The 25,634-nt window shown below is 40.8% G+C and carries 30 protein-coding genes; 27 read left to right on the top strand and 3 right to left on the bottom strand.

Annotated elements, in window-relative coordinates; all coding sequences use genetic code 11:
• The first annotated feature begins 44 nt into the window (after nucleotides 1-44).
• The 4 genes from GMD6S_RS02410 (at nucleotide 45) to yaaA (ending at nucleotide 3,088) form a co-directional block, all read left to right on the top strand.
• Nucleotides 45-455, top strand: coding sequence for a peptide deformylase (locus tag GMD6S_RS02410; RefSeq protein WP_000412241.1), 411 nt, complete (start codon nucleotides 45-47; stop codon nucleotides 453-455).
• 11 nt (nucleotides 456-466) lie between these two features.
• Nucleotides 467-2,062, top strand: coding sequence for a hypothetical protein (locus GMD6S_RS02405; protein WP_000821456.1), 1,596 nt, complete (start codon nucleotides 467-469; stop codon nucleotides 2,060-2,062).
• 86 nt (nucleotides 2,063-2,148) lie between these two features.
• Complete coding sequence (locus tag GMD6S_RS12010; protein ID WP_002879846.1) at nucleotides 2,149-2,280, top strand: DUF3953 domain-containing protein; 132 nt, start codon at nucleotides 2,149-2,151, stop codon at nucleotides 2,278-2,280.
• A gap of 79 nt (nucleotides 2,281-2,359) precedes the next feature.
• A complete protein-coding gene (yaaA, locus tag GMD6S_RS02400) occupies nucleotides 2,360-3,088 on the top strand; it encodes a peroxide stress protein YaaA (protein ID WP_000697798.1) in 729 nt (242 codons plus the stop codon).
• 31 nt (nucleotides 3,089-3,119) lie between these two features.
• On the opposite strand, the gene GMD6S_RS02395 is transcribed toward yaaA, so the two are convergent.
• Both GMD6S_RS02395 and GMD6S_RS02390 read right to left on the bottom strand, forming a co-directional pair.
• A complete protein-coding gene (locus tag GMD6S_RS02395; RefSeq protein WP_000039644.1) occupies nucleotides 3,120-3,668 on the bottom strand; it encodes an NADPH-dependent FMN reductase in 549 nt (182 codons plus the stop codon).
• A 91-nt stretch (nucleotides 3,669-3,759) separates the two neighbouring features.
• The gene (locus GMD6S_RS02390; protein WP_000816318.1) at nucleotides 3,760-4,206 is read right to left on the bottom strand and encodes a MarR family winged helix-turn-helix transcriptional regulator; all 447 of its coding nucleotides are present in this window, start codon (nucleotides 4,204-4,206) and stop codon (nucleotides 3,760-3,762) included.
• 118 nt (nucleotides 4,207-4,324) lie between these two features.
• On the opposite strand from GMD6S_RS02390, the gene GMD6S_RS02385 reads away from it, so the two are divergent.
• From GMD6S_RS02385 to GMD6S_RS02290, 21 genes are all read left to right on the top strand, one after another.
• Nucleotides 4,325-4,801, top strand: coding sequence for a cell wall elongation regulator TseB-like domain-containing protein (locus GMD6S_RS02385; RefSeq protein ID WP_000776849.1), 477 nt, complete (start codon nucleotides 4,325-4,327; stop codon nucleotides 4,799-4,801).
• Between the two features lie 9 nt (nucleotides 4,802-4,810).
• On the top strand, nucleotides 4,811-5,989 hold the full coding sequence (locus GMD6S_RS02380) for a pyridoxal phosphate-dependent aminotransferase (RefSeq protein WP_000777451.1): 1,179 nt from the start codon (nucleotides 4,811-4,813) through the stop codon (nucleotides 5,987-5,989).
• A gap of 152 nt (nucleotides 5,990-6,141) precedes the next feature.
• Nucleotides 6,142-7,485 carry an asparagine--tRNA ligase gene (gene asnS / locus GMD6S_RS02375; protein WP_000167143.1) on the top strand — a complete coding sequence of 448 codons (1,344 nt, stop codon included), beginning with the start codon at nucleotides 6,142-6,144 and terminating at the stop codon, nucleotides 7,483-7,485.
• A gap of 148 nt (nucleotides 7,486-7,633) precedes the next feature.
• The gene (gene rpsF, locus GMD6S_RS02370) at nucleotides 7,634-7,924 is read left to right on the top strand and encodes a 30S ribosomal protein S6 (protein ID WP_001151782.1); all 291 of its coding nucleotides are present in this window, start codon (nucleotides 7,634-7,636) and stop codon (nucleotides 7,922-7,924) included.
• A gap of 11 nt (nucleotides 7,925-7,935) precedes the next feature.
• A complete protein-coding gene (gene ssbA, locus GMD6S_RS02365) occupies nucleotides 7,936-8,406 on the top strand; it encodes a single-stranded DNA-binding protein SsbA (RefSeq protein WP_000609595.1) in 471 nt (156 codons plus the stop codon).
• 31 nt (nucleotides 8,407-8,437) lie between these two features.
• Nucleotides 8,438-8,677: a 30S ribosomal protein S18 gene (gene rpsR / locus GMD6S_RS02360; RefSeq protein ID WP_000068664.1), complete on the top strand. Its 240-nt coding sequence runs from the start codon at nucleotides 8,438-8,440 to the stop codon at nucleotides 8,675-8,677.
• 208 nt (nucleotides 8,678-8,885) lie between these two features.
• Nucleotides 8,886-9,395 carry a GNAT family N-acetyltransferase gene (locus tag GMD6S_RS02355; protein WP_000858591.1) on the top strand — a complete coding sequence of 170 codons (510 nt, stop codon included), beginning with the start codon at nucleotides 8,886-8,888 and terminating at the stop codon, nucleotides 9,393-9,395.
• A gap of 440 nt (nucleotides 9,396-9,835) precedes the next feature.
• On the top strand, nucleotides 9,836-10,984 hold the full coding sequence (gene wecB / locus GMD6S_RS02350; RefSeq protein WP_000734439.1) for a non-hydrolyzing UDP-N-acetylglucosamine 2-epimerase: 1,149 nt from the start codon (nucleotides 9,836-9,838) through the stop codon (nucleotides 10,982-10,984).
• Between the two features lie 6 nt (nucleotides 10,985-10,990).
• Nucleotides 10,991-11,770 (top strand): hypothetical protein, encoded by a 780-nt coding sequence (locus GMD6S_RS02345; RefSeq protein WP_000800622.1) that lies wholly within the window; start codon nucleotides 10,991-10,993, stop codon nucleotides 11,768-11,770.
• 9 nt (nucleotides 11,771-11,779) lie between these two features.
• On the top strand, nucleotides 11,780-11,920 hold the full coding sequence (locus GMD6S_RS12690) for a hypothetical protein (RefSeq protein ID WP_000176306.1): 141 nt from the start codon (nucleotides 11,780-11,782) through the stop codon (nucleotides 11,918-11,920).
• Nucleotides 11,913-13,223: a glycosyltransferase family 2 protein gene (locus GMD6S_RS02340; protein ID WP_000625495.1), complete on the top strand. Its 1,311-nt coding sequence runs from the start codon at nucleotides 11,913-11,915 to the stop codon at nucleotides 13,221-13,223. The genes GMD6S_RS12690 and GMD6S_RS02340 overlap by 8 nt, the downstream gene beginning before the upstream one ends.
• An 8-nt stretch (nucleotides 13,224-13,231) precedes the next feature.
• Nucleotides 13,232-14,335 (top strand): glycosyl hydrolase family 8, encoded by a 1,104-nt coding sequence (locus GMD6S_RS02335; protein WP_025172621.1) that lies wholly within the window; start codon nucleotides 13,232-13,234, stop codon nucleotides 14,333-14,335.
• Nucleotides 14,336-14,457: 122 nt separating this feature from the next.
• The gene (locus GMD6S_RS02330; protein WP_000338994.1) at nucleotides 14,458-15,858 is read left to right on the top strand and encodes a bifunctional Cof-type HAD-IIB family hydrolase/peptidylprolyl isomerase; all 1,401 of its coding nucleotides are present in this window, start codon (nucleotides 14,458-14,460) and stop codon (nucleotides 15,856-15,858) included.
• 1 nt (nucleotide 15,859) lies between these two features.
• Nucleotides 15,860-16,219, top strand: a complete 360-nt coding sequence (locus GMD6S_RS02325; RefSeq protein ID WP_000689618.1) for a S1 RNA-binding domain-containing protein — start codon at nucleotides 15,860-15,862, stop codon at nucleotides 16,217-16,219.
• Between the two features lie 53 nt (nucleotides 16,220-16,272).
• Nucleotides 16,273-17,022 (top strand): tRNA1(Val) (adenine(37)-N6)-methyltransferase, encoded by a 750-nt coding sequence (locus GMD6S_RS02320; RefSeq protein WP_000657021.1) that lies wholly within the window; start codon nucleotides 16,273-16,275, stop codon nucleotides 17,020-17,022.
• Complete coding sequence (locus GMD6S_RS02315; protein WP_000349631.1) at nucleotides 17,012-17,296, top strand: GIY-YIG nuclease family protein; 285 nt, start codon at nucleotides 17,012-17,014, stop codon at nucleotides 17,294-17,296. The genes GMD6S_RS02320 and GMD6S_RS02315 overlap by 11 nt, the downstream gene beginning before the upstream one ends.
• Nucleotides 17,297-17,381: 85 nt before the next feature.
• Nucleotides 17,382-18,317 carry a manganese-dependent inorganic pyrophosphatase gene (locus GMD6S_RS02310; protein WP_000036036.1) on the top strand — a complete coding sequence of 312 codons (936 nt, stop codon included), beginning with the start codon at nucleotides 17,382-17,384 and terminating at the stop codon, nucleotides 18,315-18,317.
• A 53-nt stretch (nucleotides 18,318-18,370) separates the two neighbouring features.
• Nucleotides 18,371-18,697: a DUF2568 domain-containing protein gene (locus GMD6S_RS02305; RefSeq protein WP_000985025.1), complete on the top strand. Its 327-nt coding sequence runs from the start codon at nucleotides 18,371-18,373 to the stop codon at nucleotides 18,695-18,697.
• A gap of 122 nt (nucleotides 18,698-18,819) precedes the next feature.
• Nucleotides 18,820-19,332, top strand: coding sequence for a YiiX/YebB-like N1pC/P60 family cysteine hydrolase (locus GMD6S_RS02300; RefSeq protein ID WP_000892222.1), 513 nt, complete (start codon nucleotides 18,820-18,822; stop codon nucleotides 19,330-19,332).
• Complete coding sequence (locus tag GMD6S_RS02295; RefSeq protein ID WP_000614484.1) at nucleotides 19,316-19,966, top strand: DUF1803 domain-containing protein; 651 nt, start codon at nucleotides 19,316-19,318, stop codon at nucleotides 19,964-19,966. The genes GMD6S_RS02300 and GMD6S_RS02295 overlap by 17 nt, the downstream gene beginning before the upstream one ends.
• Before the next feature lie 101 nt (nucleotides 19,967-20,067).
• The gene (locus GMD6S_RS02290; RefSeq protein WP_000051178.1) at nucleotides 20,068-20,268 is read left to right on the top strand and encodes a CsbD family protein; all 201 of its coding nucleotides are present in this window, start codon (nucleotides 20,068-20,070) and stop codon (nucleotides 20,266-20,268) included.
• A 31-nt stretch (nucleotides 20,269-20,299) separates the two neighbouring features.
• Here the strand turns inward: GMD6S_RS02290 and GMD6S_RS02285 are convergent, their stop codons facing one another.
• Complete coding sequence (locus GMD6S_RS02285) at nucleotides 20,300-21,745, bottom strand: UDP-N-acetylmuramoyl-L-alanyl-D-glutamate--L-lysine ligase (protein ID WP_000590266.1); 1,446 nt, start codon at nucleotides 21,743-21,745, stop codon at nucleotides 20,300-20,302.
• Between the two features lie 105 nt (nucleotides 21,746-21,850).
• On the opposite strand from GMD6S_RS02285, the gene GMD6S_RS02280 reads away from it, so the two are divergent.
• The gene (locus tag GMD6S_RS02280) at nucleotides 21,851-23,473 is read left to right on the top strand and encodes a putative polysaccharide biosynthesis protein (protein ID WP_000064205.1); all 1,623 of its coding nucleotides are present in this window, start codon (nucleotides 21,851-21,853) and stop codon (nucleotides 23,471-23,473) included.
• 202 nt (nucleotides 23,474-23,675) lie between these two features.
• Nucleotides 23,676-25,634 (top strand): peptide ABC transporter substrate-binding protein, encoded by a 1,959-nt coding sequence (locus GMD6S_RS02275; RefSeq protein ID WP_000748537.1) that lies wholly within the window; start codon nucleotides 23,676-23,678, stop codon nucleotides 25,632-25,634.

The following is a 25,634-nucleotide window of genomic DNA, read 5'->3' as shown; positions in this document are numbered from 1 at the left end:
CCTTTTGTGCTATAATAAAGTAAAGTTGTAAGGAGCGTAAGAGAATGGAAAAGAAAATTGTCCGAGATATCTTATTCTTGTCTCAGGTCTCGAAACCTGCAAGTCAGGAAGACCTTTATCTGGCTAAGGATTTGCAGGATACCTTGCTGGCTAATCGCGAGACCTGTGTCGGTCTGGCGGCCAATATGATTGGTGTGCAGAAGCGTGTGATTATCTTTAATCTTGGCCTAGTTCCCATGGTCATGTTTAACCCTATTCTCCTTTCCTACAAAGGGCCTTACGAGACAGAGGAAGGTTGTTTGTCTTTGACTGGGGTTCGAACGACGATTCGTTATGAAACGATTACGGTTTCCTATCGCGATAGCAAGTGGCAGGAACAGACCATTACACTGACAGGTTTTCCAGCTCAGATCTGCCAACATGAACTGGATCATTTGGAAGGACGGATAATTTAGGAGGAACTCAGATGAAACGCATACTATTTGAACTTGTTTTTATCGCAACGACCTGGTATATATTTTTACCACCCTTCAATCTGACTAGTTGGGAATTCATCTTCTTTCTCTGTGGGCATTTGGTGGTGATGGGGATTTTGTTTAGTTTCCGCAAGGATACCAATCTCCTCAAAACTGTTCACCTACGCCATGGCAAGGCTACCAAAGATCTCAATCTAGAAGGATTCCTTTTTACCAAACTTAGTAGAGGATTGTTTCTGACTGCAGCTATCATTTTTGCCCTTGCTGGTCTGGTAAGCCTAGTAACCTCTAGCTTTTTCCAAGCAAAAAGTTATGCTAATGTAGTGTCTATCACAGAAAAAGATTTTAAAGATTTTCCTAAGAGTGATACCAGTAAGGTTCCAATCCTAGATCGGAGCACTGCAGAGAAGATTGGAGATCGTTATCTAGGCTCTCTGACGGATAAGGTCTCCCAGTACGTAGCAGCAGATACTTATACCCAGCTGACGGTTGATGGCAAACCTTATCGAGTAACTCCTTTGGAGTATGCCGACCCGATCAAATGGTTTAATAATCAGTCCAAGGGAATTGGCGAGTATATCAAGGTTGATATGGTGACAGGAAATGCGGAATTGGTGGATTTAAAAACGCCAATGAAGTATTCAGACTCCGAGTATTTTAACCGAGACGTCAAACGTCATCTTCGGATCAAGTACCCAACCAAGATTTTTAAAACGCCCTCCTTTGAGGTGGATGATGAAGGCAATCCTTTCTATGTAGCAACCGTTTATCAAAAGCAGTTTGGTCTAGGAGTTCCTCGCCCTTCGTCTGTTATTATCTTAGACGCCACCAATGGAGAAACCAAGGAATACAGCTTGGATGAAGTACCAGAATGGGTGGATCGTGTCTATCCAGCAGAAGAAACCATCCAGCAAATCAACTATAACGGCAAGTATAAAGACGGCTTCTGGAATGCCTTGATTTCTAAGAAAAACGTTACCCAAACGACCGAGGGCTATAACTATCTTTCTATCGGAAATGACATTTATCTCTACACTGGGGTGACTTCAGCCAACGCTGACGAAAGTAATCTAGGATTTATCCTTGAAAATATGCGCACTGGTGAAATCACCAAGTACAATCTAGCTTCAGCAACCGAAGAATCAGCCCGTGCTTCCGCAGAAGGAGCAGTGCAGGAAAAAGCCTATAAGGCGACCTTCCCTATCCTTGTCAATCTCAATGACAAACCGCTCTACATCATGGGATTGAAGGACAATGCAGGTTTGGTCAAGGAGTATGCTTTGGTTGATGCAGTAGAGTACCAAAACGTCATCGTAGCAGCTACAGTAGATGAACTCCTCAGCAAATATGCCAATAAAAACGACCTCGAGCTGGATAATGAAACGGTAGAAAACATCAAGGGAGTGGTTTCAGACCTTAAATCAGCTGTTATCAAGGGTGACACCGTCTACTTCTTCAAAGTTGATGGCAAGATTTATAAAGTCAAGGCTTCCGTGTCAGACGACCTTCCTTACCTTGAAAATGGCCAATCCTTTGAAGGTCAAGTTGGAAAAGATAATTATCTCAAGACCTTTAAAGTACAATAATACTCTTCAAAAATCAAATTCAAACTACGTCAGCGTCGCCTTGCCGTACTCAAGTACTGCCTGCGGCTAGCTTCCTAGTTTGCTCTTTGATTTTCATTGAGTATAAAAATAGGTTTTCTCAGTTCAAGGAGAAAAAAGATAAATTCTTATCTATCTTAACAAGCTTAGCTGGCACAGCCCTTGTTCTCGTGGCTATCTGGTTAGAATGGCCAAAATAAACAGAGAAACCTCGGTGTGAACCGAGGTTTTTAAGATGAAATTCTTGGTCGTGATTGAAAAATATGCTACACTAACAATATGAAAATTTTAATCCCAACAGCAAAAGAAATGAACACAAACCATCCTTGTATCGAAGCGCTTCCCTTGAGGGAAGAAAGTCAGGCAGTTCTTGACTCACTGGCGCACTACTCAGCTAGTGAATTAGAGACTTTTTATAAGGTATCTGCCGAGAAAGCAGAAGAAGAGTACAGCCATATTCAAGCTCTAAAAGATCGAAGGGCTAAGCATTATCCAGCCTTGAAACTCTTTGACGGTCTCATGTATCGCCACATCAAACGAGATGGGTTAACCGAGGCTGAACAAACCTATCTTGAAAATCATGTCCTGATTACCTCGGCTTTATACGGTGTTGTCCCTGCCTTATCTCCCATGGCTCCTCACCGTTTGGACTTCTTGATGAAGTTAAAAGTGGCTAGAAAAACCCTAAAGACTCATTGGAAATCAGCCTATGATGAGGCACTTCAGGACGAGGACTTGATATTCTCACTCCTATCATCAGAGTTTGAAACCGTATTTTCGAAGGAAATTAGAGAAAAGATGGTGACCTTCAAATTTATGGAGGACAAGGCAGGCCAGTTGAAAATCCACTCAACCATTTCAAAAAAAGCCCGTGGTGCCTTTTTGACCGCCTTGATAGAGGGGCAAATCCATACAGTCGAACAAGCTCGCAAGCTCAGTTTTGCAGGCTTTGACTACCGACCTGATTTATCAAATGATTTAGAACTCGTCTTTGTTAAACAAGCATAAAACCAGCTCATTCGAGCTGGTTTTTGCTGGATTAGTTGATGGCTGCAAGAAGGTCGTCAGCTTGTTTTGCAAGTGATGAAGCAGTTGCTTCTTCTAACACCAATTTTCCGTCTGCCCAAGCAGAGTCATTGACACGAGCAGCTGTAAAGTCACCAACGACTTGTGTACGGATAAATGGCAAGAGGTCTTTGTAAATAGCAAAGAGTTGATCGTGACCGGCATTGGCTACAGATGAGACAGTAACAAACTTGTCTTGGAGGGCAGAAACGCCACGTGTATCAGACAAGTCAAGGGCACGAGAGAGCCAGTCAAGCAAGTTTTTCACGGTTCCAGGGATAGAGAAGTTGTAGACTGGAGAGAAGATCCAGATAGCATCCGCAGCAAGGACTGCTTCACGAGCAGCAGCTACAGCTGGATGAGTTGGAACTTCCAAATCTTGGCTGAAGAGAGGAACAGCTGAGTAATCAAGATAGCTAACTTCTACTTTACCAGCAAGTGCTTTTTCAGCTTCGAGGGCCATTTGGTGGTTGAAAGAACCTTGGCGTAGTGAACCGACGATAAATAATACTTTTTTAGACATGATGTGTCTCCTTTAGTAAAAAATTTAAAGAGCGAACTCTTTTGTTACCATCTATGTTACAACAAATGATACTAATTAGCAATAATTTTGCTCACAAATTTTTAAATTTTTTTAAAATGCGGATTAAGTCTTCCTTTTCGCCATCTTCCAAGATGCTGAGTGCTTCTACGATAGAATCGATATGGTCAGGAAGAACCTCTTCGATTTTTCTGCGTCCTGCAGGTGTTAATTTCAGGAAAAAGGATCGACGATCCTTGGGGTCGCAAGTTCTAGAAATCCACCCATCTCGAACCATATTTCGAATGACGACAGTCATGTTTCCAGAAGTGGCTAACATTTTTTCAATCAAATCCTGAATGCGTAGTTCCCCCTTGCTATAGAGGGTTTCCAAAACTGAAAATTGGGTGGGTGTTAGCCCGTGTTCTTTAGCAGCTTTGGCTTCATAAGGTTTAAAAGTTCGTATGGCTTTATTGAGGACGATAGCTGTTTTTAAGTCTAATTGATTATCGGAAATTTTCTCTTTCAAATATTGTTTCATAAGGCTATTTTATCAATAATGAGAGAGAAAAACAAGAACTTACATTTTATAGGAAAAGAATCTTAGAATGTTCCCGTCTTCACTTGTAATAAAGAAGGAGAGATGGTAAAATAGACGAGTGAAACTAAGACAGAAAAAAGCAAAAAACAAGCTACTTATACAATATGGAATCGGCATTGCTCTGGTAGTACTAGTCATGACGACTTCATTCCTTTATCTGATATCACTCAGCATGAAACCCTATCAAGATGCTAGACTTGAGGGAGAAAAACTGGCCAAGCAGTATGCAGAATTGGAAAAGGCAGATCAGGTTGATTTCTACAATGGTCTAGAGGGCTATTACAGTGTTCTGGGACATAATAAAAAGCAAGAGGCCATTGCCGTACTGATTGAAAAGAATGACCACAAGATTTATGTTTATCAGCTTGATAAGGGGATTTCTCAAGACAAGGCAGTGACGATTTCGAGGGAAAAAGGAGCTAGCGACATTGACAAGATTACTTTTGGTCGTTATCAGGATAAGCCGATTTGGGAAGTTAAGTCAGGAAACCAGTACTATCTGGTTGACTTTGAAACAGGAGCAGTGATCCAATAAGGAGGGCATATGAAACTATCCAAACGTGTACTAGAAATGGAAGAAAGCGTCACTCTAGCCAGTGATGCAAGAGCCAAAGCATTAAAAGCTCAGGGAAAAGATGTTCTTTTCTTAACCTTGGGACAGCCTGATTTTCATACTCCTGAAAACATTCAGGAGGCAGCGGTAGGAGCGATTCGAGATGGACGTGCTTCCTTCTATACAGTTGCTTCAGGCCTACCAGAGTTAAAAGCGGCGGTTAATACCTATTTTGAACGCTACTATGGGTATTCCGTAGCGGCTAACGAGGTTACCTTTGCCACTGGTGCTAAGTTCTCTCTCTACACCTTCTTTATGGCTGTGGTCAATCCAGGTGATGAGGTCATTATTCCTACACCATACTGGGTCAGCTATGGAGACCAGGTCAAAATGGCAGAAGGAGTGCCAGTCTTTGTCCAGGCAAAGGAAGACAATCACTTTAAAGTAACAGTAGAGCAGCTAGAAGCAGCGCGAACAGATAAGACCAAGATCTTAGTTCTCAATTCACCATCGAATCCGACCGGTATGATTTACTCTCGTGAGGAACTCTTGGCTATCGGAAATTGGGCTGTTGCGCATGATGTCCTTATCTTAGCAGATGATATTTATGGTCGTTTGGTTTATAACGGGAACGAATTTGTTCCAATTTCTAGTCTGTCAGAAGCCATTCGCAAGCAAACCATCGTGATTAACGGTGTATCTAAGGCCTATGCCATGACTGGTTGGCGGGTAGGTTATGCTGTGGGAAATCCTGAAATTATTGCTGCCATGAGCAAACTAACAGGACAAACGACCTCCAACCTGACTGCTGTATCACAATATGCTACCATTGAAGCCCTAACTGGACCGCAAGACTCTGTTGAAACCATGCGTCAAGCATTTGAGGAACGGTTGAATACCATTTATCCTCTCTTGTGCCAAGTCCCAGGATTTGAAGTTGTCAAGCCCCAAGGTGCCTTCTATCTTTTCCCAAATGTTAAAAAAGCGATGGAAATGAAGGGTTATACCGATGTGACAGAGTTTACAACGGCTATTCTCGAAGAAGTCGGACTGGCCTTGATTACGGGAGCTGGATTTGGAGCACCAGAAAATGTTCGTCTCAGCTATGCCACAGACTTGGATACATTAAAAGAAGCTATTCGTCGTTTGCATCAATTTATGGAAAAATAAAACTTAGAATCTTCGCCTTTTTAGCGAAGATTTTTTGTAACGAAAATCTCGCGATTTTTCTCTAGTAGAACCTAGCTATCACAGTCTATTTATGGTAAAATAGTGGGTAATGATGTCTTCGGACAAGTTAAACGAAAAAAGGAAGATAGATTATGACAAAACGTGTAACAATTATCGATGTAAAAGACTACGTTGGTCAAGAAGTGACCATCGGAGCCTGGGTTGCCAACAAATCAGGAAAAGGGAAAATTGCCTTCTTGCAATTGCGTGATGGAACAGCCTTCTTCCAAGGTGTAGCCTTCAAACCAAACTTTGTAGAAAAATTTGGTGAAGAAGTGGGGCTAGAGAAGTTTGATACGATTAAACGTCTAAGCCAAGAAACGTCTGTTTATGTGACAGGGATTGTCAAAGAAGACGAACGTTCTAAGTTTGGCTATGAGCTCGATATTACAGACATCGAAGTGATTGGTGAATCTCAAGACTACCCAATCACACCAAAAGAACACGGAACAGACTTCTTGATGGACAACCGTCACTTGTGGCTCCGCTCTCGTAAGCAAGTAGCGGTTATGCAAATCCGTAACGCTATCATCTATGCAACTTATGAGTTTTTCGACAAGAACGGCTTCATGAAATTTGATAGCCCAATTCTTTCAGGAAACGCGGCTGAAGATTCAACAGAACTCTTTGAAACAGACTACTTCGGAACGCCAGCCTACTTGAGTCAATCTGGTCAGCTTTACCTAGAAGCAGGGGCTATGGCTCTTGGTCGTGTATTTGACTTTGGTCCAGTATTCCGTGCTGAAAAATCAAAAACGCGTCGTCACTTGACTGAGTTCTGGATGATGGATGCGGAGTACTCCTACTTGACACACGATGAGTCACTTGACTTGCAAGAAGCTTATGTTAAAGCCCTTCTTCAAGGTGTTCTTGATCGTGCGCCTCAAGCCTTGGAAACCTTGGAACGTGATACAGATCTCTTGAAACGCTACATTGCAGAGCCGTTCAAACGCATCACTTACGATCAAGCCATTGACCTTTTGCAAGAGCATGAAAATGATGAAGATGCTGACTACGAGCATCTTGAGCATGGCGATGACTTTGGTTCACCACACGAAACATGGATTTCAAACCACTTTGGTGTGCCAACATTTGTCATGAACTACCCAGCAGCTATCAAGGCCTTCTACATGAAACCAGTTCCTGGAAATCCAGAGCGCGTGCTTTGTGCAGACTTGCTGGCACCAGAAGGTTACGGAGAAATCATCGGTGGATCTATGCGTGAGGAAGACTACGATGCTCTTGTAGCTAAAATGGAAGAACTGGGCATGGATCGTACAGAATATGAATTTTACCTTGACCTTCGTAAATACGGCACAGTTCCACACGGAGGATTTGGTATCGGTATCGAACGTATGGTAACCTTCGCAGCTGGAACCAAACATATCCGTGAAGCCATTCCATTCCCACGTATGTTGCACCGTATCAAACCATAAACTAGTAAAAAGAAGATATTTTCATCTTCTTTTTTCACTTTTATCTTGCTATCTATCAGTTTTTCTAGTATAATAGTTTATTGTGAGCAAACCTCACTTACCCCTTGCAAAGACTAGGGGTCATTAGACCAAAAGGAGGAACATATCAATGGCTAAATACGAAATTCTTTATATCATTCGTCCAAACATTGAAGAAGAAGCGAAAAACGCTTTGGTAGCACGTTTTGACTCTATCTTGACTGACAACGGTGCAACTGTTGTTGAATCAAAATCATGGGAAAAACGTCGTCTTGCATACGAAATCCAAGATTTCCGTGAAGGACTTTACCACATCGTTAACGTTGAAGCAAACGACGACGCAGCTCTTAAAGAGTTTGACCGTCTTTCAAAAATCAACGCTGACATTCTTCGTCACATGATCGTCAAACTTGACGCGTAAGAAGGTAAATTATGATTAACAATGTTGTACTTGTAGGGCGTATGACACGTGACGCTGAGTTGCGTTATACCCCATCAAATGTAGCAGTTGCGACTTTTACTCTTGCAGTAAACCGTACATTTAAGAGTCAAAATGGCGAACGTGAGGCTGATTTCATCAATGTCGTTATGTGGCGCCAACAGGCTGAAAATCTTGCCAACTGGGCTAAAAAAGGCTCTCTTATCGGGATCACAGGTCGTATCCAAACTCGTAGTTACGATAACCAGCAAGGACAACGTGTCTACGTAACAGAAGTCGTGGCTGAGAATTTCCAAATGTTGGAAAGCCGCGGAGTGCGTGAAGGACATTCAGGTGGAGCTTATTCTGCACCAACTGCTGGTCAATCAGCACCTGCAAACCCAGTACCAGACTTTTCACGTTCTGAAAATCCATTTGGAGCAACCAATCCATTGGACATTTCAGATGATGATTTACCATTTTAATGGACAATTAATACTATAAAGGAGAAAAAACATGGCTCAACAACGTCGTGGCGGATTCAAACGCCGTAAAAAAGTTGATTACATCGCAGCAAACAAAATTGAATATGTTGATTACAAAGATACTGAGCTTCTTAGCCGTTTCGTTTCAGAACGTGGGAAAATCCTTCCTCGTCGTGTAACAGGAACTTCAGCTAAAAACCAACGTAAAGTAACAACAGCTATCAAACGCGCACGCGTAATGGCTTTGATGCCTTTCGTAAACGAAGATTAAAGAAAAGACCCTTACGGGTCTTTTTTTCACGAGCATGGAAATAAGAAGGTGAGTTCGGTCTGAGTGGACCTCTTTTTCAGATTTTTATGGGACTTTGTTAGAAAGGTTTCCTGTTAACATAGTAAGATTCTTTTGTCTTACTAGATTTTTTCTTTTAATCTTTATTATCGTGCTATAATGGTAGGAGAAAGCTATAAAGGAGCAGCTTATGAAGACGACATGTTCAATTAGAAAAATGCAAGAATCTGACATACAAGAACTATCTCGAGGATTTATCAGCCAAGGTTGGCCAAGTAGAGAGGAGATTTTAACTCGATACTTTAAGGAGCAAGAAAGTGGGGAGAGAGAAGTCTTAGTTGCAGAGGTTGAGGGTGCTTTAGCGGGTTATATCACAATTTTGTCCTGCGCTAAGCAGGGGCCTTTTGCAGAAATCTATCCAGAACTCTCAGATTTTAATGTCTTTGAACCTTTTCAAAATCAAGGTATTGGAAATCTCTTGCTGGAAGAAGCAGAAAAACAAGTTAGGCTCATATCGGATAAGGTGACCCTTGGTGTTGGGCTCCATTCAGGGTATGGACCTGCCCAGAGATTGTACATCAAACGAGGCTATATTCCAGATGGGACGGGTGTTTGGTATCAGAACCATCAACCGGCCATGAATGCGGTTTGTGAAGATATCGGAGAATTGGTCTTGTATCTGTCGAAAAATTTGTTTTAAGACAGATTTTATAAGGTTTAAATTTTAAATATAGTAAACAACAATCACAGTCCCTTTTTCATTCGAAAAAGGAATTTTTTTGTTTGAAATTGTTTGATTTATTCCTCAAAGTGGTAAAATATAATTGTTTGAATTATCAAGATAAAAATAAATATCAAAAAAAACATATAAGGTTTAGTTTTTTTAAATACGGATTCTTTTGAAAAGTCTTAAAATTTCCTAAAATAAGGCTTTTTAAAGGTTGTAAATAATATTGTTACAAAAAGGTTACAAATTGTTAAAATTAAATTAAATGCAATAATATAATTTGGAAAAAATTTGACATATAAATTAATTGACGGTAAAATAATTAAGATAATCAAATTAATTGATTTGCGCAATAATTCGATATAAAGATTAATCTGATGTGTCAAATTTTATTATAGTAGAAGGATAGCGTAATGAAGAAACTGAAAGTGATGGTTGTTTTTGGAACACGACCAGAAGCTATTAAAATGGCCCCTTTAGTGTTAGAATTGCAAAAACATAGTGACAGCATTGAGACGATCACAGTTGTGACAGCTCAGCACCGTCAAATGCTTGATCAAGTTCTTGAAACGTTTAGCATCGAGCCACATTATGACCTGGATATTATGGGGAAAAATCAATCCCTCTTAGACATTACTGGAAAAATTTTAGAAAAGTTTGATCCAGTTGTTAAGCAAGAACTTCCAGATATGATTCTTGTTCATGGAGATACAACAACAACTTTTGCAGCAAGTTTAGTTGCTTTCTATAATCAGGTACGTATCGGCCACGTTGAAGCTGGTCTAAGGACCTTTGATAAGTATTCTCCTTTCCCAGAAGAAATGAATCGTCAGATGACTGATAACCTAGCGGATCTTTATTTTGCTCCAACTAGTGAGAGTAAAGAAAATCTCCTCAAGGAAAATCACCCTGAGTCTGCTATTGTCATTACGGGAAATACAGCCATTGATGCCTTGAAACTAACCGTTCAATCGGATTACTATCATGATGTTCTAGATCAATTGGATCCAGATAAGAAACTTGTATTGGTAACCATGCACCGTCGTGAGAATCAAGGTCAACCAATGAGAAATGTCTTTACAGCTTTACGTGAGATGGTTGATCTTCATCAGGAAATTGAAGTTGTTTATCCTGTTCACCTTAGCCCTGCTGTGCAAGAAGCAGCAAAAGATATCTTAGCTGGTCACGATCGTATTCACTTGATTGAGCCTTTAGATGTACTTGATTTTCATAATTTGGCTTCAAGAAGCTATTTTATCATGACTGACTCTGGCGGAGTTCAGGAAGAGGCGCCTTCTCTCGGCAAACCTGTTCTTGTCCTTCGCGATACGACGGAACGTCCAGAAGGTGTTCGTGCAGGAACCTTGAAACTAGTTGGGACTGATCCAGTATGTGTGAAAGAAGCGATGACAGCTCTCTTAACAGATGAAACTCTTTATAGACAAATGTCTCAGGCACCAAATCCTTATGGAGATGGAAGAGCCTCTGAACGAATCGTACAATCCATTCAACAGTACTTTGGTGCAGCAACTTCTGTATCTGAATTCAAAGGGGGGAAATAAGATAAAATGAAAAATTGGAGTCAATTTAAAAACTGGCTTATGGCTTTGCTTGCTTGTGAGGTCATTCTTTTGGTGCTTTGTTTTTTGTATGCTCGAGCAATCATTTTAGAACAAATCTTGTTTTTAGCTTTAGCCTTGTTTGCAGTGTTGGTATTATCTGACCTTTTGCTTACTTGGACCCTTATCTTAGCATTTGGTTTTGGACTTATCGTTTTGGTTGCGGGTGTGGTTTATATCCCAATCATTCAACTGGTCTTCTTATTGATCAGTTTTCCACTTTTGATTGGGATTCTACTTAAAGTTCGTTATTATTTCTTCAAGGTGGCCTCAAAGGTACAAGAACAGGAAGACGAAGCTCGAGCAGATTACCAAGCTATGGTCACTGAACAAAGTGATGTTACGGTTCAATCTTTATTGATTCATTGGGCACATGAAGATTTGTTCTTCCAGATTAAACCAAAAGAACATAACCAGATGCTCAGTCGTATTCAAGAGGGAATTGCTCAGGAATTGAGTTACAATGATAAGCTCTATTACGTTTCGGATGGTAATTTTCTCGTTCTATCGAGTACTAACCAACATTCTTTGAAGGAACTTTATTTGAATGGTTTGCAGGAGAAACTGAGCAGTTTAGTTTTTCATGGAGAAGATGGCAATCAAGGAATTCAGTTCCAAACAGGCTATTTGGTGATTAACTCTGATAATAAAGATAAATACCAAGACTACGCGGATGTCGCCAGTCATCTCAAACGTCAACTAGAGACAGATGTAATTGTAGAATATTAGGAGGGAAACATGACTTTAACCGAACTATTTTTTGGTATTGCTTTGGCACTCAGTCTCGCCTTTGGCATTTGTTTTATCATACTATTTATTGCATACAATATTCTTTACCATCGAGTGAACAAAAATTTTAAGGCGGTGAATCATGATTAGTCAAATGGTAATGATTTTTACCTTGCTTACAATTTGGATTTCTCTAGCTTGGGGCTTGGTAATTCTCTTTTCGGCAGTACACTTTTGGTTTAAACACAGTGATTTTCGTGTAGACACTTCGCCGCTACCTTATTATCCTAAGGTCACCATTGTTGTTCCTGCTCATAATGAGGATGTGGTTATTGCCCAAACGGCAAAAGCTATCTTGGATATGAATTATCCTCACGATCGTGTGGAATTGCTCTTATTTGCGGATAACTGTTCGGATAACACTTATGCTGAATGCTTGTCTGTACAAGCCATGCCAGAATATGCTGAAAGAAATCTAACCATTATAGACCGTACTGGTACGGGAGGAAAAGCGGGCGTTCTAAACGATGCTTTGGAGATGGCAACAGGCGAATACATCTGTGTTTATGATGCGGATGCTATGCCTGAAAAGAACGCCCTTTATTTCCTTGTCAAAGAAGTGATGAAGGACCCAGAACGCCACGTGGCATCTTTTGGCCGCAACAAGACTCGAAACGCCAACCAAAATTTCTTGACTCGTTGTATCAACCAAGAGATCGTTGTTACTCAGCGCGTGCACCACGTTGGGATGTGGCATCTCTTTAAAATTGGGCGTATCCCAGGAACCAACTTTATCATTCAAACCGACTTTGTAAAGAGTATCGGTGGTTGGAAAAATGGTGCCTTAACTGAGGATACCGATATTTCCTTCAAAATCATGCAGAGTGGTAAATTGATTGCCCTTGCCTATAATTCAGAGGCTTTCCAACAAGAACCTGAGACCTTAAAGAGTTACTATATGCAGCGGAAACGTTGGGCGAAAGGAAATTATGAAGTTGTTCTCTCGAACTTTAAGCATTTATTTGGCAGAGCAAACTGGCGCGTTAAACTAGAAGTCTTTAACTATTCTTGTGTTTTCTTTTGGTTTAACTTTGCTATTGTTCTTTCGGATTTGATTTTCCTAGCGAATGTGCTAGCGATCTGTCTTAATCTTTTCTTCCCAGATGTCAGAATTCCATTTGCTTTTGATGCGGATAATATCTACATCGCCCAGCTCATGCTCTTCAACTGGATTCTCATGATTGGTCTCTATTTGATGCAAATTATGACGGCATTAGCAAGTCAGTTTGGACAAGCGACTACAAAACAAATCTGGTTAGCCTTGGTAGCCTATTTTTCTTACGCACAGATGTTTATCGTTGTATCCATTGATTCCATTTCTTCAATCGTGCTGGACAAAGTACTCCGCCGAAAAGAAACTAAGTGGGTTAAAACCAAGCGATTTGCAGGATAGGAGGATTTATGAAAACGAATAAAATAAAATATATATGGTTTGTGCTCATCCTTTCTATCTTCTGTTTAACCTTGTTTTTGGCAAGAGGAAGGAGTAAAGTCGAGATGCGCAATCGAATTTACAGCCAATGGAGCCAACAGTTCCTTGTTACAAAAGACGATCAGTCTTATGTTCGTACGACGAGTGATTCGGAGGGAACAACAGTTCTATCTGAAGCCCAAAGTTACGGCATGCTCATAACGGTTTTAGCAGCTCAAAAAGGGCAAGCAACACAAGCAGATTTTGAGGGTCTTTATCGCTATTACCAAAATCATCGTATCGAGGGAACACAGTTGATGTCTTGGAAGCAAGTGATCACAAATGGTATCGAAACGGTTGAGAAGCAAAACGCAACTGATGGAGATTTCTACATCACTTATTCTTTGATTGAAGCTGCCAAGCAGTGGCCAGATAAGGCGCAGGAATACCAAGAGCAAGCTAAAAAAATCTTAGAAGATATTCTTCGATACAATTACAATGAAGAGACAGGTGTTTTAACAGTAGGAAACTGGGCAAACAAGGATTCCGATTATTATTACTTGATGCGGACGTCTGATACTCTTCCTCACTATTTCCAGTCTTTCTACGACCTGACTGGAAACAAACAATGGCTAGATATTAAAGATAAAATGCTTGGGCAATTGGAGCAAATCAGTTCTCATTCTGATACGGGTCTCTTGCCAGACTTTATCTGGGCTGAGAAGTCAGGGGCACATCTTGTTGATGCCAACACAATCGAATCTCAATATGATGGAGCGTATTCTTATAACGCTTGTCGTTTGCCTTATCACTTGTCACAGAGCCAAGATGAAAGAAGTCAAAAACTTGTTCAAAAGATGATGAATTTCTTTATGAAAGAACAGCACATTTATGCTGGATATGACTTGAACGGAACGGCCCTTAATCAATACCAGGCAGGTAGTTTCTTGGCACCGATTACCTACGCGTCTGACAGGGGAGAAGGTTATCTGAAACTTCTTCAGCAAAATAAATACATTTTCACACAAGATTTACCTTTGGACAACTACTATGATGCAACGATGATTACCATGATTGCTCTAGAGATGTTTTAGGATGAAAAGAGAGGGCTAGTTTTTCTGGCTCTCTTTTTAATAGGATTTTCATCTTTTTTCAAAAAAGGAATTTCATCAGCTTTATGGTATAATGGAAAGAGTGATGGAAAAGAGGTAGAGAGATGGATGCGAAATTAAAATACAAGGCAAAGAAGATTAAAATCGTCTTTTTTGATATTGATGATACCTTGCGTACGTCAAAGACAGGTTTTATTCCAGCTACAATTCCCACTGTCTTTAAACAGTTGCGTGAAAAAGGAATTTTAACAGGAATTGCCTCTGGGCGCGGTATTTTCGGTGTCGTTCCAGAGATTCGTGAGCTCAATCCAGACTTTTTTGTAACTCTGAATGGGGCTTATATAGAAGATAAAAAAGGCCAGGTCATTTATCAACATCAGATTGACAAGTCAGATGTTGAAGAGTATATCTCTTGGACTAAGCGAGAGGGAATTGAATATGGCTTGGTTGGCAGTCATGATGCCAAACTCTCCACGCGAACAGAACTGATCAGTGAGGCTATTGATCCGATTTATCCGAACTTGGATGTGGATCCTGACTTCCATGAAAAAGCAGACATATACCAGATGTGGACCTTTGAAGATAAAGGGGATGGCTTGCACTTACCAGAGTCTTTATCAGATAAACTTCGCATGGTGCGTTGGCATGAACATTCATCTGATATCGTGCCGATTTCAGGATCCAAAGCAACTGGTGTAGCCAAGGTGATAGAACATCTAGGCTTAAAACCAGAGAATGTCATGGTCTTTGGGGATGGTCTCAATGACTTGGAACTCTTTGATTATGCTGGAATCAGTATTGCTATGGGTGTTTCCCATGATAAAATCAAAGAAAAAGCAGATTATATTACAAAAACAGTAGAAGAAGATGGCATTTTTGATGCTTTAGAAGGATTTGGTATGGTAGAAAAAGAATTGCATTTCCCACAAGTAGAAATTGAAACAGTAGAAGGTCCTCTTGCGACCATTAAGACAAATCACGGAGACTTGCGTATCAAGCTCTTCCCTGAACATGCTCCTAAAACAGTGGCTAACTTTGTTGCTCTGTCAAAAGATGGTTACTATGATGGTGTCATTTTCCACCGAATTATCAAGGACTTTATGATCCAAGGTGGAGACCCAACTGGTACTGGTATGGGGGGCGAGTCAATCTACGGTGACTCTTTTGAAGATGAATTTTCTGAAGAACTCTATAATATCCGTGGTGCCCTTTCTATGGCCAATGCGGGCCCAAATACCAATGGTAGCCAGTTCTTTATCGTGCAAAACCAACACTTGCCGTACTCTAAGAAAGAGATTGCGCGTGGTGGCTGGCCTGAACCGATCGCTGAGATTTATGCAGAACAAGGTGGAACTCCTCACCTTGACCGTCGTCATACTGTTTTCGGGCAGTTGCTAGATGCTGAATCTTTTGCGGTCTTGGATGCCATTGCAGCTGTTGAGACTGGTGCAATGGACAAACCAGTTGAAGATGTAGTAATTGAAACGATTGAAATTGAGGACTAGAATGAAAATTGGTGATAAGCTGACTGGGCGTATTACAGGAATTCAGCCCTACGGTGCCTTTGTTGAGTTAGAGACAGGGGTGACAGGGCTGATTCACATCTCGGAGATTCGGACGGGATTTATTGAAAATATCTATGACATTTTAAAAATTGGCGATGAAGTTCAAGTTCAGGTGGTGGATTTTGACGAATACACTGGAAAGGCTAGTCTTTCTATCCGTACTCTGGAAGAGGAAAAACATCAATTGCCAAGACGGAGACGTTTTTCAAATGATCGGATCAAGCACGGTTTTGCACCACTTGCCCGAATGATGCCTGTTTGGACGCGTGAGGCACTGGAGCATTTAAAGAAGAAGCCATAAATACGATTATCTAAATCATTTGTAATATTAACATTATTTGTTATAATAAAAGTATGAAAGAAGAACAATTATTAAAACCAGGAGAGCGAATCAATCAGCTCTTGTCGACAGATATCAAGATCATTCAAAATAGAGAGGTGTTTAGCTATTCGGTGGATAGTGTTCTTTTATCACGCTTTCCTCGCTTCCCTAAACGGGGTTTAATTGTGGACTTTTGTGCTGGAAATGGTGCAGTGGGACTTTTTGCTAGTTCACGTACTCAGGCGCGGATAATATCTGTAGAGATTCAGGAGCGCTTGGCGGATATGGCAGAGCGTTCGGTTCAGTTGAATGGCTTGGAAGAGCAGATGCAGGTCATCTGTGATGATTTGAAAAATATGCCTGCCCACATTCAGGGAAGTAAGGTGGATATGATTTTGTGCAATCCGCCTTATTTTAAGGTGGATCCGCATTCCAATCTGAACGAGAGTGAACATTACCTTCTGGCCAGACACGAAATTACGACTAACCTGAAAGAAATTTGCCGTAGTGCTCAGAGTATTCTCAAGTCTAATGGGCGTTTGGCCATGGTTCATCGTCCAGATCGTCTCTTGGATATCTTAAACATGCTTCAACGCCATAATTTAGCTCCTAAGCGCCTGCAATTTGTCTATCCTAAACGTGAGAAGGAGGCCAATATGCTCTTAATCGAAGCTATCAAGGATGGCTCGACCAGTGGCTTCAAGGTCTTACCACCGCTCATTGTTCACAATGACGATGGTTCCTATACACCAGAAATTCAAGAGATTTACTATGGATCATAAAGCCTATATGTATGTGGTGGAGTGTCGCGACGGTTCTTACTATACGGGCTATACAACAGATGTGAAGAGGCGCCTTGCCGTTCATAATAGTGGTAAGGGAGCCAAGTATACCCGAGCTCGCTTGCCAGTCAAACTCATCTATGTAGAGGGTTTTGCCAGTAAGGAAGAAGCCATGTCTGCCGAAGCTCTCCTTAAACGCAAGAAAAGACCACAGAAAGAACGATTTTTATCTGAAAATCAAGAGAAAAATCTAGTCAACCATATTGATGTCTAACGAGGAGTCTTTTGGCTCCTCTTACTTTTGTCAAAAGAGGAAAAAAGTGCTACAATAAGATGAATAAATTTAAAGAGGTATTATCATGTCTAAGATTCTAGTATTTGGTCACCAAAATCCAGACTCAGATGCCATCGGGTCATCTGTAGCCTTTGCTTATCTTGCAAAAGAGGCTTATGGATTGGACACAGAAGCAGTAGCACTTGGAACTCCAAATGAAGAAACAGCCTTTGTTTTGAACTATTTTGGTGTAGAAGCACCACGCGTCATCACATCTGCTAAAGCAGAAGGTGCAGAGCAAGTTATCTTAACTGACCACAATGAATTCCAACAATCTGTATCAGATATCGCTGAAGTAGAAGTTTACGGTGTTGTGGACCACCACCGTGTGGCTAACTTTGAAACTGCCAGCCCACTTTACATGCGCTTGGAACCAGTTGGATCAGCTTCATCTATTGTTTACCGCATGTTCAAAGAACATGGTGTAGCTGTTCCTAAAGAAATCGCAGGATTGATGCTTTCAGGTTTGATTTCAGATACCCTTCTTTTGAAATCACCAACAACACACCCATCTGATAAAGTGATTGCGCCTGAATTGGCTGAATTAGCTGGTGTCAACTTGGAAGAGTACGGTTTGGCTATGCTGAAAGCTGGTACAAACTTGGCTAGTAAATCTGCTGAAGAATTGATTGATATCGATGCTAAGACATTTGAACTCAACGGAAATAAGGTTCGTGTTGCCCAAGTTAATACAGTTGATATTGCTGAAGTCTTGGAACGCCAAGCTGAAATCGAAGCAGCAATGCAAGCGGCTAATGCAGCAAACGGCTACTCAGACTTTGTCTTGATGATTACAGACATCGTCAACTCAAACTCAGAAATTTTGGCTCTTGGATCAAACATGGACAAGGTGGAAGCTGCCTTCAACTTCAAACTTGAAAACAACCACGCTTTCCTTCCAGGTGCTGTTTCACGTAAGAAACAAGTGGTGCCTCAGTTGACTGAAAGCTTTAATGGGTAATTCTTAATGAATATTTGGAACTGTTAATTTGACTATTTATAGAAGGTGATAGCATGATGCGATTGATTGAAGGACTGCGCTTTTTGGTTGAGGTTGTGGCAATCCTTGGTCTTTTCTCCGTGTCTGTGATACAAATTTCTTGGCTGGAAAAATTCCTATTTTTTCTTCTAGCAGTTCTATTAATCTTATTTTGGGCGCGATATATGGCACCAAAATCTCCACATGCTTTTAAAAAATGGCATCGCCTCGTTGCTGAGACATCGATTTTTATTTTAGTTAGTGGTAGTTTTTGGCATTTGTATGGATTGCAAATAGGAATCCTATACTTAGCTCTGTCTTTTGGAAGTTTGGGTCTGCTTTATTATTTTCAGCTAGAGTGATTCTTATAATATATTTAATGAATTATTTAAATGGTAATTATTTGACTGGAGATTGACACGAGAAAACAGTGTTTTCCATATAGCTAAAGGGGTTTCGGCTCCTTTTTTTCTAGGAGAGAAAGATGTTAGAAAATGGTGATTTGATTTTTGTGAAGGACCTTTCAGATATGGGGCAGGCCATCCTGGCTTCTACCGGTAACTATAGTCATGTAGCCATTTTTTTGGACGGTTTCATCTACCATGCTAGTGGGCAAGCTGGTGTCATTTGTCAAGAACCAGCTGATTTTTTTGAACCAACTCATCTCTACGATCTTTATGTCTATCCAGAGCTGGAAGCTGACTTGGTAAAGGAGAGAGCTAGCAAACATTTGGGTGCACCCTATAATGCCTCTTTTTATCCGGATGGGAATGGCTTTTATTGCTCCCAGTATATCGCTGAAATCCTACCGATTTTTGAAACTATTCCCATGAAATTTGGTGATGGGGAGCAGGAGATTAGTGATTTTTGGAGGGAATATTACAGGAAACTCAAATTTCCTGTGCCTCTGAATCAGCCAGGGACCAATCCTAGTCAACTAGCAGCATCCCCTCTTTTAGAATGTAAAGAAAGGAATCTTCATGATTCAGATTTTTAATCCCTCTCGTTTGACTCGGCAGCCATTTTTTATAGATTTGGTGGACTATCTGGACCAGCATGACGATGTGATCCTTCGAGAAATCAAGGCCCAGTTTCCAGATGTAGCAGTTGATAAACTCATGGAAGAGTATATTAAGGCCGGTTTGATCCGAAGGGACAACAAACGCTATTTTCTCAATCTCTCTTTTCTAGAATCGATAGACAATCTAACCCTTGACCAAGAAATTTTTATCAGAGAGGACAGTCCAGTTTATCATGCTCTGTTAGAGAAGACTTTTGAGACAGAATTGCGCAATCAAACCAATGCTGCCATTTTAGTCGAATCTACAGATTTTGCTAGAGAAAAGATGACCCTGTCTAATTATTTCTACAAGGTCAAGAATCAATATCCTTTGACAGAAAAGCAGCAGGAACTCTATGCCATTTTGGGAGATGTCAATCCTGAGTATGCCCTCAAGTATATGACGACCTTTTTACTGAAGTTTCTCAAAAAAGACCAGCTGATACAGAAACGCCGTGATATCTTCGTTGAGAGTCTAGTCGTCTTGGGCTATGTTGTGCAAAACGAAGAAGGGAAGTATGAGTTGGCTGTTGACTTTGACAAGGAACGATTGACTTTCTATTTACCTTAATTGCTTCATTTTGAGCAGATTGTTTGACTTTGCTAAAGAATAAGCATAAACTAAATGTAAGCGATAACCATTATCGTATTAAAACAAAAGGAGACAGAGCTATGTCACTTGAAAATAAATTGGATCAAGCAACTGGTGCTATCAAAGAAGGATTTGGTAAAGTTACTGGCGATAGCAAGACAGAAGCAGAAGGCGCTGTAGAAAAAACAGTTGCGAAAGCAAAAGAAGTAGTTGAAGATGCTAAAGGTGCTGTAGAAGGTGCCGTTGAAGGTCTTAAAAATTCATTTAAGAAAGAAGACTAAAAAAATCAAGGGAATGCTTCCCTTGATTTTTTTATAGATAACGTTCTGCGATAGCCGCATCTCCAGGATAATCTTCTTTCTTTCCTTGGACGATCTGGTAGCAATCAGCTCCCTTACCAGCAATAATCACGGCATCGAGTTCTTGATTTGTGATGGCCATAGCTGCCTTGATGGCTTGTTCACGATCGACAATCTTTTCAACAGGATGACTGATATAGCTACTGATTTCTTCAGCAATGGTCATTGGATCTTCATAGTTGGGGTCATCCGCAGTTAGAAAGACTTGAATTTCAGGATGTTGATCGAGAAGGAGTCCAAAGTCTTTGCGACGACTTTCACCCTTGTTTCCAGTCGAACCGAGAACCAGAGCGATCTTTCCAGTTTGATGGGTTTCAACAACAGAAATCAGTTTTTTCAGACTGTCACCATTGTGAGCATAGTCTATGAAGACCTTGGCTCCATTTTTCTGAGTGAGAACTTCCATACGTCCAGGGACGCGGGTTGCAGCGATCCCTTTTTTGATATCTTCAAGACTGGCACCTAGACGAAGACAGGCAAGTCCTGCAGCAACGGCATTTTCTTGATTGAAGTGACCGATGAGTTGGATATCATAATCACCAGCGAGTTTACCTGTAGCGGAAAAGCTAAAGGCTTTGGAGTTCTCGATTTGGTTACTTGACTGGCTACCATAGAAGTCATGTTCTTGATCTTCCACTTGTTCTTTCAATACAGAAAAGTGGTCCATGTCGCTGTTAATGACAACTGCTCGGCTATTTTTCATCAAGAGACGTTTGTGGTAGAAGTAATCTTCAAAGCTAGGATGCTCAATCGGACCGATATGGTCAGGAGTGATGTTAAGAAAGACACCTACATCAAAGGTCAGACCATAGACTCGATGAACAAGATAGGCTTGGCTAGAGACTTCCATTACAAGATGGGTTCTTCCATTCTTAACAGCCTGAGCCATCATGTCAAAAAGATCGATATTTTCAGGCGTTGAGAAGGAAGATTTAAAGAAGGTCTCGCCATCCAGAGTTGTGTTCATAGTTGACAAGAGGGCTGTTGGGTAGCGTTGAGATAGGATGTGGTAAGCAAAGTAAGCTGCTGTTGTCTTTCCTTTGGTCCCTGTGAAAGCGAGAATTTTGAGTTTTTTTTGTGGATTGCCATAGAATTCCATCGCAATTAAACTCATGGCTTTTTTGATATCGTTCACAACGATGACGGGGATACCGACTTCGTAGTCCTTTTCTGCGACATACCAAGCTAAGCCCTGACTTATAGCGGATAGGAGGTATTCTTTTTTAAAGGCAGCACCTTTTGCAAAAAAAAGAGTGCCTTCTTTTACTTTTCTGCTGTCGTAACTGATGCTATCAAAAACAACCTCACTGTAGTTGTAGTGGTAATGTCCTTGATCAATAATCTCGCGAAAAAGGCCATCTTTCTTGAAAATATCTAATACGGTTTCAATCTTAATCATACTTTCTATTATAAACTTCAAGCCCGAATTTTACAAGTAACAAGGAAAAGTTTATAATGGAAGATAAGGAACTTTTCCTAGTTATCAAAATTGAATGAGGAAGCTATGTCTAACGAAAACAATCACCAGCAAGCCCAGATGTTGCGAGGGACTGCTTGGCTAACAGCTAGTAACTTTATTAGTCGCCTCCTTGGTGCTATCTACATTATTCCCTGGTATATCTGGATGGGGACCTATGCAGCTAAGGCAAACGGACTCTTTACCATGGGGTATAACATTTACGCCTGGTTCTTGCTGATTTCGACAGCGGGTATCCCCGTTGCGGTCGCCAAACAAGTGGCTAAGTACAATACCATGCGAGAAGAAGAGCATAGCTTTGCCTTGATTCGGAGTTTCTTAAGCTTTATGACGGGCTTGGGCTTAGTCTTTGCCTTGGTCTTGTATCTCTTTTCTCCCTGGTTAGCAGATTTGTCAGGTGTGGGGAAAGACCTGATTCCCATCATGCAGAGCTTGGCTTGGGCGGTCTTGATTTTCCCATCTATGAGTGTCATCAGAGGATTCTTCCAAGGGATGAATAACCTGAAACCCTATGCTATGAGTCAAATCGCCGAGCAGGTAATCCGTGTTATCTGGATGTTGATGGCAACCTTCTTCATTATGAAGATGGGTTCTGGTGACTACTTATCAGCCGTTACCCAATCGACCTTTGCGGCCTTTGTGGGGATGGTGGCAAGTTTTGCAGTCTTGATTTATTTCCTTGCCCAAGAAGGTTTGCTTAAAAGAGTTTTTGAAACACGGGATAAGATCAATAGTAAGCGACTCTTAGTCGATACCATCAAGGAAGCCATTCCCTTTATCCTGACAGGATCAGCCATTCAACTCTTCCAAATCTTAGACCAGATGACCTTTATCAATAGTATGAAGTGGTTTACTAACTACAGCAATGAAGACTTGGTTGTCATGTTTTCTTATTTCTCAGCCAATCCTAATAAAATTACTATGATTTTAATCTCTGTGGGAGTTTCAATCGGGAGTGTCGGCTTGCCGCTGTTGACGGAAAACTATGTAAAAGGCGACTTGCAGGCGGCGGCTCGCCTAGTCCAAGATAGCCTTACCATGCTCTTCTTATTTCTACTGCCTGCAACGGTTGGAGTGGTCATGGTAGGGGAGCCTCTTTATACAGTTTTTTACGGTAAGCCAGATAGTCTGGCCATGGGCTTATTTGTCTTTGCAGTTTTGCAGTCTACTATCCTAGGCTTGTATATGGTCTTGTCTCCTATGCTTCAGGCCATGTTCCGAAACCGCAAGGCAGTTCTATACTTCATCTATGGTTCCATTGCTAAGATTGTCTTGCAATTGCCAACCATTGCTATTTTCCATAGCTATGGTCCCTTGATTTCAACGACTATCGGTTTGATTATTCCGAATGTCCTGATGTACCGAGACATCTGCCAGGTAACGGGTGCTCGTCGAAAGATTATATTGAAGCGAACCATTTTGATTACCATCTTGACCCTTGTCATGTTTATCCTAGTTGGCTTCTTGCAGTGGCTACTCGGTTTTGTCTTCCAACCAAGTGGACGTTTTTGGAGTTTCCTTTATGTGGCTCTCATCGGAGGGCTTGGAGGAGGTCTTTATGGTTTGATGAGCCTACGGACACGACTCTTAGACAAGATAATCGGCAAAGCTCAAGCAGACCGGCTACGTACACGATTGAAAATATCGTAAAAAGATTTATAAATAAAAGTAATGAATTTAACCTTTCTTTAACAGAAAGGTTTTTATACTACATTTTTCTTAAAAAAAGAGAACTTTTTCTAAAATCAAGAGCAAAAAATATGTTTTTTTAAGTTTTTCTTTAGAAATTACTTGACTAAATAAAACTAAAGCTGTATAATAAGACAAAACTTTTAAACAGGAGGTTCTGGAAATGAAAAAGTCTAAGGCCAAGTATCTGACACTTGCAAGTGTCGTGTTAAGCGCTGGTATTCTACTGAGCGCATGTGGAAATTCAAGTAGCGCTTCTAAAACATATAACTATGTTTATTCGAGCGATCCATCTAGTTTGAACTATCTTGCAGAAAACCGTGCAACAACCAATGACATCGTGACCAATTTGGTGGATGGGTTGATGGAAAATGACCAATACGGTAACTATGTTCCATCGTTGGCAGAGGATTGGACTGTTTCTCAGGACGGTTTGACCTATACTTACAAATTGCGTAAGGATGCAAAATGGTATACTTATGAGGGTGAAGAATACGCCCCTGTAACGGCCCAAGACTTTGTGACAGGTTTGAAATATGCTGCTGATAAAAAATCCGAAGCCTTGTACCTGGTTCAAGACTCTGTAGCAGGTTTGGATGACTATATCAACGGGAAAACAAGTGACTTTTCAACTGTCGGTGTTAAGGCGATTGACGACCAAACAGTTCAGTACACTTTGACACGTCCAGAATCTTATTGGAATTCTAAAACAACTTCAACCATTCTCTTCCCTGTCAATGCAGATTTCTTAAAATCAAAAGGGGATGACTTTGGTAAGGTAGACCCTTCTAGTATTTTGTACAATGGACCTTTCTTAATGAAATCGTTTGTTTCAAAATCTGTTATCGAATTCAAGAAAAATCCCAACTACTGGGATGAAAAAAATGTCTTTGTGGATGGTGTGAAATTGGCCTATTATGATGGTAGTGACCAAGATGCACTAGCACGTAACTTCGTAGAAGGAGTCTATAGCTACGCGCGTCTCTATCCAAATAGCTCAAGCTTTGAAGGAATTAAAGAGAAGAACAAGGATAACATCATCTATAGTATGCAAAATGCAACTTCTTATTACTTGAACTTCAACTTGGACAGAAAATCTTATAACTTCACTTCTAAGTCCTCAGATATCGAAAAGAAATCAACCCAAGAAGCAGTTCTGAATAAAAACTTCCGTCAAGCCTTTAACTATGCATACAACCGTACAGCCTATGGAGCACAATCTCAAGGGGAGGACGGAGCAACAAAGATTATTCGTAACTTGGTTGTACCTCCAACATTTGTAAGCATCAACGGAAAAGACTTTGGCGATGTTGTTTCAGAAAAGATGGTCAACTATGGCCAAGAATGGCAAGGAATCAATTTTGCGGACGCGCAAGACCCATACTACAATCCTGATAAAGCTAAGGCTAAATTTGCAGAAGCTAAGAAAGAATTGGAAGCTAAGGGTGTGCAATTCCCAATCCACTTGGATGTATCAGTTGACCAATCAGCTAAAAAAGGTGTACTTGAAGCGAGCTCTTTGAAACAATCCATCGAATCTGTTCTAGGAGCTGAGAATGTGGTTATCGATATCCAACAGATATCAACAGATGACTTTAACAACTCTAGTTACCTCGCTCAAACTGCAGCTCAAAAAGATTTTGATATCTATAATGGCGGTTGGAGTGCGGACTACTTGGATCCATCAAGTTATCTTGATATCTTAAATGTCAATAACGGTGGTATGTTGCAAAACATTGGTCTAGAACCAGGTGAGGTCAATGACAAGGCTAAGGCAGTTGGTCTGGATACTTACACTCAAATGTTAGAAGAAGCGAACAAGGAGCAAGAACCAGCAAAACGTTATGAAAAATATGCTGAAATTCAAGCTTGGCTCGTTGATAGCGCCCTTGCAATTCCAAACGTTTCTCAGGGTGGAACACCGACCTTGAGAAAGACAGTTCCATTCTCATCACCATTCTCACAAGCTGGAAATAAGGGTGTCGAATCATACAAGTATCTCAAGTTACAAGATAAGACTGTAACGACTGATGAGTATGAAAAAGCTAAAGAAAAATGGCTGAAAGAAAAAGAAGAATCAAATAAAAAAGCCCAAGAAGAACTGGCAAAACACGTTAAATAA

The sequence above is a fragment of the Streptococcus sp. GMD6S genome (assembly GCF_000297015.1).
This window is presented reverse-complemented; position numbering and strand designations above follow the sequence as displayed.

Bases quoted from the DNA above. Each gene is read 5' to 3' on its own strand.
- GMD6S_RS02295 (WP_000614484.1), top strand. From the start codon at position 19,316: ATGATTCAGATTTTTAATCCCTCTCGTTTGACTCGGCAGCCATTTTTT.
- asnS (WP_000167143.1), top strand. From the start codon at position 6,142: ATGACAAAACGTGTAACAATTATCGATGTAAAAGACTACGTTGGTCAA.
- rpsR (WP_000068664.1), top strand. From the start codon at position 8,438: ATGGCTCAACAACGTCGTGGCGGATTCAAACGCCGTAAAAAAGTTGAT.
- GMD6S_RS02355 (WP_000858591.1), top strand. From the start codon at position 8,886: ATGAAGACGACATGTTCAATTAGAAAAATGCAAGAATCTGACATACAA.
- GMD6S_RS02320 (WP_000657021.1), top strand. From the start codon at position 16,273: ATGAAAGAAGAACAATTATTAAAACCAGGAGAGCGAATCAATCAGCTC.
- GMD6S_RS02285 (WP_000590266.1), bottom strand. From the start codon at position 21,745: ATGATTAAGATTGAAACCGTATTAGATATTTTCAAGAAAGATGGCCTT.
- GMD6S_RS02345 (WP_000800622.1), top strand. From the start codon at position 10,991: ATGAAAAATTGGAGTCAATTTAAAAACTGGCTTATGGCTTTGCTTGCT.
- GMD6S_RS02325 (WP_000689618.1), top strand. From the start codon at position 15,860: ATGAAAATTGGTGATAAGCTGACTGGGCGTATTACAGGAATTCAGCCC.
- GMD6S_RS02305 (WP_000985025.1), top strand. From the start codon at position 18,371: ATGATGCGATTGATTGAAGGACTGCGCTTTTTGGTTGAGGTTGTGGCA.
- GMD6S_RS02310 (WP_000036036.1), top strand. From the start codon at position 17,382: ATGTCTAAGATTCTAGTATTTGGTCACCAAAATCCAGACTCAGATGCC.
- GMD6S_RS02405 (WP_000821456.1), top strand. From the start codon at position 467: ATGAAACGCATACTATTTGAACTTGTTTTTATCGCAACGACCTGGTAT.
- GMD6S_RS02335 (WP_025172621.1), top strand. From the start codon at position 13,232: ATGAAAACGAATAAAATAAAATATATATGGTTTGTGCTCATCCTTTCT.
- ssbA (WP_000609595.1), top strand. From the start codon at position 7,936: ATGATTAACAATGTTGTACTTGTAGGGCGTATGACACGTGACGCTGAG.
- GMD6S_RS02290 (WP_000051178.1), top strand. From the start codon at position 20,068: ATGTCACTTGAAAATAAATTGGATCAAGCAACTGGTGCTATCAAAGAA.
- GMD6S_RS12690 (WP_000176306.1), top strand. From the start codon at position 11,780: ATGACTTTAACCGAACTATTTTTTGGTATTGCTTTGGCACTCAGTCTC.
- GMD6S_RS02280 (WP_000064205.1), top strand. From the start codon at position 21,851: ATGTCTAACGAAAACAATCACCAGCAAGCCCAGATGTTGCGAGGGACT.
- rpsF (WP_001151782.1), top strand. From the start codon at position 7,634: ATGGCTAAATACGAAATTCTTTATATCATTCGTCCAAACATTGAAGAA.
- GMD6S_RS02330 (WP_000338994.1), top strand. From the start codon at position 14,458: ATGGATGCGAAATTAAAATACAAGGCAAAGAAGATTAAAATCGTCTTT.
- GMD6S_RS02275 (WP_000748537.1), top strand. From the start codon at position 23,676: ATGAAAAAGTCTAAGGCCAAGTATCTGACACTTGCAAGTGTCGTGTTA.
- GMD6S_RS02395 (WP_000039644.1), bottom strand. From the start codon at position 3,668: ATGTCTAAAAAAGTATTATTTATCGTCGGTTCACTACGCCAAGGTTCT.
- wecB (WP_000734439.1), top strand. From the start codon at position 9,836: ATGAAGAAACTGAAAGTGATGGTTGTTTTTGGAACACGACCAGAAGCT.
- GMD6S_RS02410 (WP_000412241.1), top strand. From the start codon at position 45: ATGGAAAAGAAAATTGTCCGAGATATCTTATTCTTGTCTCAGGTCTCG.
- GMD6S_RS02300 (WP_000892222.1), top strand. From the start codon at position 18,820: ATGTTAGAAAATGGTGATTTGATTTTTGTGAAGGACCTTTCAGATATG.
- GMD6S_RS02340 (WP_000625495.1), top strand. From the start codon at position 11,913: ATGATTAGTCAAATGGTAATGATTTTTACCTTGCTTACAATTTGGATT.
- GMD6S_RS02380 (WP_000777451.1), top strand. From the start codon at position 4,811: ATGAAACTATCCAAACGTGTACTAGAAATGGAAGAAAGCGTCACTCTA.
- GMD6S_RS02315 (WP_000349631.1), top strand. From the start codon at position 17,012: ATGGATCATAAAGCCTATATGTATGTGGTGGAGTGTCGCGACGGTTCT.
- yaaA (WP_000697798.1), top strand. From the start codon at position 2,360: ATGAAAATTTTAATCCCAACAGCAAAAGAAATGAACACAAACCATCCT.
- GMD6S_RS02390 (WP_000816318.1), bottom strand. From the start codon at position 4,206: ATGAAACAATATTTGAAAGAGAAAATTTCCGATAATCAATTAGACTTA.